Origin of the sequence: Streptomyces sp. NPDC047880 (assembly GCF_040706515.1) — a bacterium.
GTDB lineage: Bacteria > Actinomycetota > Actinomycetes > Streptomycetales > Streptomycetaceae > Streptomyces.
In genome coordinates this window covers 104,297-110,296 of record NZ_JBEZOK010000031.1, presented here as the reverse complement: position 1 = coordinate 110,296, position 6,000 = coordinate 104,297, and the positions used below count along the sequence as shown (strand labels likewise).

The 6,000-nt window shown below is 71.7% G+C and carries 7 protein-coding genes and 2 pseudogenes; 4 read left to right on the top strand and 5 right to left on the bottom strand.

Features of this window, described 5'->3' with window-relative positions:
- Positions 1–91: 91 nt before the first annotated feature.
- Positions 92–793 (bottom strand): annotated as a pseudogene (locus AB0937_RS33820) (IS481 family transposase); the annotation flags it as partial.
- Positions 794–964: 171 nt separating this feature from the next.
- Entirely contained in the window at positions 965–1,138 is a 174-nt protein-coding gene (locus tag AB0937_RS33815; RefSeq protein ID WP_366717279.1) for a hypothetical protein, read from the bottom strand.
- A gap of 472 nt (positions 1,139–1,610) precedes the next feature.
- Here AB0937_RS33815 and AB0937_RS33810 point away from each other — a divergent pair, with 472 nt between their 5' ends.
- Both AB0937_RS33810 and AB0937_RS33805 read left to right on the top strand, forming a co-directional pair.
- Positions 1,611–2,102: a sortase gene (locus tag AB0937_RS33810; protein WP_366717277.1), complete on the top strand. Its 492-nt coding sequence runs from the start codon at positions 1,611–1,613 to the stop codon at positions 2,100–2,102.
- A 194-nt stretch (positions 2,103–2,296) separates the two neighbouring features.
- The gene (locus tag AB0937_RS33805; protein ID WP_366717287.1) at positions 2,297–2,884 is read left to right on the top strand and encodes a class F sortase; all 588 of its coding nucleotides are present in this window, start codon (positions 2,297–2,299) and stop codon (positions 2,882–2,884) included.
- Here AB0937_RS33805 and AB0937_RS33800 read toward each other — a convergent pair.
- Together AB0937_RS33800 and AB0937_RS33795 are read right to left on the bottom strand one after the other, a co-directional pair.
- Positions 2,868–3,425: an XRE family transcriptional regulator gene (locus AB0937_RS33800; RefSeq protein ID WP_366717291.1), complete on the bottom strand. Its 558-nt coding sequence runs from the start codon at positions 3,423–3,425 to the stop codon at positions 2,868–2,870. The genes AB0937_RS33805 and AB0937_RS33800 overlap by 17 nt on opposite strands.
- Before the next feature lie 6 nt (positions 3,426–3,431).
- A pseudogene (locus AB0937_RS33795) lies at positions 3,432–3,707 on the bottom strand (hypothetical protein); the annotation flags it as partial.
- Between the two features lie 38 nt (positions 3,708–3,745).
- On the opposite strand from AB0937_RS33795, the gene AB0937_RS33790 reads away from it, so the two are divergent.
- Positions 3,746–4,489, top strand: a complete 744-nt coding sequence (locus AB0937_RS33790) for an ATP-binding protein (protein WP_366717275.1) — start codon at positions 3,746–3,748, stop codon at positions 4,487–4,489.
- Positions 4,490–4,500: 11 nt separating this feature from the next.
- Positions 4,501–5,613, top strand: a complete 1,113-nt coding sequence (locus AB0937_RS33785) for a hypothetical protein (protein WP_366717273.1) — start codon at positions 4,501–4,503, stop codon at positions 5,611–5,613.
- A gap of 31 nt (positions 5,614–5,644) precedes the next feature.
- Here the strand turns inward: AB0937_RS33785 and AB0937_RS33780 are convergent, their stop codons facing one another.
- Positions 5,645–5,848, bottom strand: coding sequence for a terminal protein Tpg-like protein (locus tag AB0937_RS33780; RefSeq protein WP_366717289.1), 204 nt, complete (start codon positions 5,846–5,848; stop codon positions 5,645–5,647).
- Positions 5,849–6,000: the final 152 nt, after the last annotated feature.

Below are 6,000 nucleotides of genomic sequence, written 5' to 3'. Positions count from 1 at the left end.
CGTCCGTGAGTTCGTGTCGCCGCACCATACGGGCATCCTGCCCGGCCCACCACGAGATCCACCCAGCCCACCAAGAGCCATCAGAAACGGCCTAGGTGTGCTGTCCAGACAGGTTCGTGACGCGGCTGGTTGGGGTGCGGGCGGCTGATTCCGGTGTGGGGTCGGTGGTGGTTGTACCAGTCCAGCCAGTCAGGAAACGCTGCCTGTCGTTCGGCGTATGAGGTCTAGGGCCGGTGGTAGGCCTATTCGTCGAGCAGGGTGCGGTGGAAGCGTTCGGCCTTGCCGTTGGTCTGGGGCCGCCAGGGCCGGGTCCAGCGGGGGCTGATGCCCAGGTTGCGGCAGGTGTCACGCCAGGTGTTCTTGGTGTGGGCCCAGACGTTGTCGGTCAGCACCCGCTCGACGGTCACGCCGTGTGCGGAGAACCAGGTAATTACACGGCAGAGGAAGCCGGCGCAGGTGACGGCGGTCTCGTCGGGCAGGTCTTCGGTGCAGGCGAGGCGGGAGCGGTCGTCCAGAACGGTGTGGAGGAAGGCGTATCCGGCTCCATTGCGGCGATCCTTGTTCGGGCTGCTGGCCGCGCGGCCGAGGACCCTGTGGCCACCGCCGTCGGGGATGCGCCTGAGCTTCTTGACGTCATGTGCGAGTTCGCCTGGGCGTGCGCGTTCGTAGCGGCGGACGGGCTCGCCGGTGGCCCGGTCGACGGCGGCCAGGGCAGGCAGGCTGTGCCGGTGCAGGACGCGGTGGGCGGTGGAGGCGGCGATGCCGGTGCGGACGGCCAGCCAGGCCCATCTCGATCCGGCCTGCACCGCCGGGAAGATCGCCGCTCTGCTGCAGACCTGGCCCACTGCCACCTGAGGCCCGCAGGCCCGCCCACCCAGGCCCGGTGCGCGCAGGCCGGTGAGCCCCGAACTGCTGCGAGCCCCCACCAGCGCCCGACCACCTGCAGCCCCGGCTGGTGGGGAGCTCAGACCGGCTGGCGCAGCCACCAGAAGATCAGGCCTACGGCGCCGGCTCCGCTGCCGTAGGCGGCGCCGCGCAGGGCGCTGGAGATCAGGGCGCTGCGACGGCGGCGGATCCATGCGCAGATGTGCCCGAAGCGGCTGGGTCCCTGCGCGGCGGGGCGGTTGGTCCCGTTCATGGTGGTGCTTCCTCCTGAGTGCTGCTCGTGACTCCGGTGGGGCGGGCGGCCTGGAAGCCTTCGTCCCTGCCGGGCTTTTCGTCTGTGCGGGGTCAGCACGGTTGTGGTGAGTTGCTGGATGCGGCCGGGCGGACAACGCGGAGGACGCGCTCAGTCTGTGACGCTCCTGATCCGGCCGACGCCGCGGGACCTGCTCGGCATGGCCCCGCCGGTCACCGCCCGGCATGCGGCCCGGGCCGTCGGTGGGACTTCGTTAGCCTGTTCGCCGACCCTTGACGATCTCTCCGCCGGGGCGGCGGCGACTTCCGCGACCTGCACAAATGATCGCGTGCGGGTGATCGGTACCGCTGCCCGGGCGACGCAGGTGCCATCCGTCATGTTGCGGAGGTGACGGAGCGTCGGTTGCCTCGTCAGTGACGTACAACGAGACGCCGTACAGGCCGGCCGGACGCTCTTTCACAGGAGGATTGCTTTGGGCAACACACGTATTGGCATCGGTATCGGCTTGGTGGTCGGTGCCCTGGCCCTGCAGATTCCGGTCGCCGCCGCCGCGGACGGCTCCGGTCTCGACATCAGGTCGCGGGGCGCCTCGCCCGGATCCACGGTCACGGTCTCCACCGCGGCCTGCGGCGACGGTGTGACCTACGGCAAGGGCGAGTCCGAGGTGGCGGGGAAGTTCCACCTCTTCGAAGGCGAGAGCAAGGGTGTGCTGACCGGCGAGTTCACGTTGCCGGAGGGGACCTTGCCAGACACCGACACCATCACCGTCAAGTGCCCACCGCGCACCAAGATCACGGATTCGTACGAGCTCGGGAAGCACCGGCCCGACGGGGCCGTCGAGGCCGGATTCGGAAGTCCCCGGGACTCGGCCCCGCAGCTCGCCCTGGGCGGAGCGCTGGTCGCCGCGGCTGCCGCCGGGTGGACGGTGAGGGTGCGTCACCGTTCGAGTGCGAACCGCACCTGACCGCCCTCCCCCCCCCGCCTCACGGCCTCCCGGGCCCCCTTCGCCCCGGAGGCCGTGAGGCGGGGACACCCACCTCACGGCACGCAAGAGGCACCACCGCGATGACATCCAGGCACGACGACAGCGCTTCCCCGCCCCCGTGCATCCCGTCGGTCAGGCTTCTGATCTGGACCCTGGTGGTGGGTACGGTGCTGATGACCGGCGCGCTGCACGAGGGACAGCCGCCGCAGCCCTCGGCGGGCCAGGCCTTCTCCGCCCCGGCGGCCCCGGCGGCCCCGGCGGCCGGCCGCACCGCCGCGGCCGACTCCGCCGTACAGCCGCTGCGGCCCTCCGAACCCCTGCGGATCCGGATTCCCGCCATCGAGGTCGACGCCCCCCTGACGAAGCTGAGCCTGGACTCGGCGGGGGCGCTGCGCCCCCCGCCCGCCGACGAGCCCGACCTCGCTGGCTGGTACGGCGGGGGTACGACGCCCGGCTCCGTCGGCACGGCGATCACCGCGGGGCACGTGGACCTGCAAACCGGCAGGCCCGGTGTCTTCTACAGCCTCGGCGCCCTGGCCAAGGGCAACACGATCGAGATCGACCGGGAGGACCGGCGCACGGCCGTCTTCACCGTCGACGCCGTGGAGGTCTACGCCAAGGACAGCTTCCCGAGCGAGAAGGTCTACGGCGACTCCGAGCGGGCCGAGCTGCGGGTGATCACCTGTGGGGGCGGTTACGCCGAGCACACCGGATACCGGGGCAACGTCGTGGTCTACGCGACGCTCACCGCGGTGGAATAGCGCCGTGAGAGGCCGACGGTGCGATGTGCCGGTTTGGTGACGGGGTGGGTGGGTGCCAGTGACGGCGCGTCAGAAACAGGTCCTGTCCCTCGATCACGACCAGGGCTCCCGATGCATCTGCGCCGCCGACTGCCGTCCACGTGAAGGCGATCTGCATGCCATGGGCACGCCGCCCGCCATCACGGAAGTAGGCATGTCCCAGCGCGCGGACGAGGATCACCATCTGCTGCTGCTCACCCGCGCCGGCGTCTCGCGCGGCGAACAACTCCCGGGCGACCTCCCCCGACAGGCCCTGGGTGATGCGCCGCACCCGCGGGTCGTCCGAGGACCGGGCCGCGGCGGCGAATCCGAACCGTGCCTTGGTGTGCAGGACGAAGCCTTCCGCTTCGGCCCGGGCCCGTCGGCGGGCCCGTACCCGGGGCTGCCACTTGGCCGAGACCGCCTCCTCGCTCACCCGGACCTGCGCAGCCCCAGGCGAACGCCGTGCTCCGGGCTTCTTCGTCACCCACCGCTGCACGGCGCGCTGCGACACCCCCAGCACGGCGGCCACCTGCCGGGTGGAGCCCTGGTGCGCCGCGAGCAGGAACCGCAGGCGGGTCTCGGCGCCGGGAGGGGAACAGGCCGGGTGCGCAGCGCGCGCTCCAGTCCCCGCGCGATCTCTCCCACGGTCGATCCCCTTGATCGGCCTGCGGGGCTCCTCCCCGCGGCCAGCGGTGTCAGGTCTCCCACACTCGGCGGTCCTTGCCCGCCGGTTTCGCTGTCTTCGTGACAGCACCGGCCGCCGTCGGCTACAGCACCGGGGTACGTGCCGGTGAAGGGGCATGCCGCACCTCCCACCACCGACGAAGACGGAGACGCCTCGTGACCGCGGCCACCTACCAGTACGTCGACCTGCCCGATGCGTCCGTGGTCACCACCCGCGCCCTGCTCACTGCCCGCGAGAACATCACCGACACCGTCGCAGCCCGCGCCATGATGTGCATCCACAGCGGCGCCGGCTTCGGCAAGACCCTCGCCGTCAACACCTGCCTGCGCGCACTCGAACCCGACGAGGACGTCCGCAAGATCACCTTCCGGGCCCGGCCCACCGCCCGAGCGGTGCGCTACGAACTGTTCACCGCGCTCGACCTGGCCGGGGAACCACCGCGCCACCCCAGCGAGTTCGACCGCCTACTGAAAACCGCCCTGGCCGAACGCCCACGCACCTTCCCGGTCGACGAGGCCCAGTGGCTCAACGGGGAGGCGTTCGAATACTTCCGCTACCTGTGGGACGAACCCTCCACCCGGCTTGCGGTCATCTTCGTCGGCGGGGAGGGCTGCCACACCATGCTGCGCCGCGAACCGATGCTCTCTTCGCGCATCTTCATCTGGCAGCACTTCACCCGACTCACCCCCAGCGAGGTCCTCGAGGCCATCCCTCTGTTCCACCCGGTCTGGGCTGACGCCGACCCAGAGGACATCGCCTTCGCCGACAGCCACGCCACGCACGGCAACTTCCGCGCCTGGGCCCAGCTGACCGCCCACACCCGCACCGCCCTGGCACGCACCGGCCGCCCCCGCGTCGACCAAGAGCTGCTGCGCTGGGCCTTCAGCCGCCTCGCCTGACCACACCGTCCATGCCCCCTGCCCCGCCGCTGCCGTCCGTCACCGTGGTCATCGACCGTCACGACGACACGCTGCACACGCACACCGCTCTGGCCGCCCACCATCCGCCGTCCGGCCGGATCACCCTGCACCCCGGCCCGGGCACCACCAGCGAAACCGGCCTTGCCCACGACCTACTCGCCGCCCTGGGCAAACCGCCGCTGCTCCCGGGCCGTTTTCCCGGTGGCCGCCAGCCCGCATGGGAAGCCGCCACGGCCTGGATGACCGCCCTTCCCGTCACTCGGCTGACCGTCCTGCGCGCTCACCGCCTCACCGCCCGCCGCACGATGCGCCTGCTGCAGCTACAGGCCCGCACCGGTATCCACCTGACCTTGGTCTGCCACCGCCCTCATCTTCCCGCCGCTCTGCACCAGGCCCTGCGGACGGCCGACTACTCCGTCACCGCCGACTTCGAGGCTGCCCGCCGCTACTACTACGGCACGCCTATCGCCGAACCCCCGCCCGCAGACGAGCCCACCGCGCCGGCCAGCCGGTGGCTCACCCTGCCGGCACTGGACCGCCTCGTCTCCTACGACAGCCCCCGCCCCTGCGCCGCCCCGTGCACGCCACCGCCGATCGCCTGGCGGCACCGCCCGCCACCCACGCCTCTCACCTCGTACGCTGCCCAGCAAGTCGTCCACCGGCTTCATGGGGTGACCGCACACCCTCGCTTGGCCGCGACCGTTGCCGCCGCACTGATCACCGGCGCCTCCCTCCAGCAACTTGCCACCGCACGCCCTCGCGACTACGACGACGCTGCGGCCACGCTCGCCCTGCACGACCGCGCCCGCTACACCGACGGCTGTGCCGCCTACCCCGTGCCGCCCTGGGCGGGCGTCTTCCTGCGGGCGGCGGCCTGCTTCGCCCGGCTCGTTTCCGGCGAGGACCAGGAATTGTTCGCCGCGCCAGGCAACCGTGCCCTCCTGCTGCGCGTGGTGGAGGCGGCCAGGCTGCGCCCGCCCCAGCCACCTGCGGCCCGTCGCCAAGGCCCGGCCGGCCGTGTGGAGTGGGACTGGCGCGAGCGGCAGGAGGCCAAGAGGTACGAAGCGATGCTGGCCGTACGCGCCAGGCCCTCGCGGCGCTGAACGCCCTGACGCGTCCGATCAGAGGGCAGGCTCATCCGATCGAGAAGTCGGCGAACTCGAGGTCGCTGAAGGCGATGTGCAGGCCGTGGGCGCGGCGGCCCCCATCGCGGAAGTAGGCATGCCCCAGCCCGCGGGCGAGGATCACTAACTGCTGCTGCTCGCCCGCACCGGCGTCCCGGGCAGCGAACAGCTCCCGGGCGACCTCTCCCGGCAGGTACTGGGTGATCCACCGCACCCGCGGATCGTCCGAGGAGCCGGCCGCAGCAGCGAACCCGAATCGCGCCCTGGTGTGGAAAACGAAGCCCTCCGCTTCAGCCTGGGCACGTCGGCGGGCCCGTATCCGGGGCTGCCACCGAGCCAGGACCGCTTCCTCGATCGCCCGGAGAT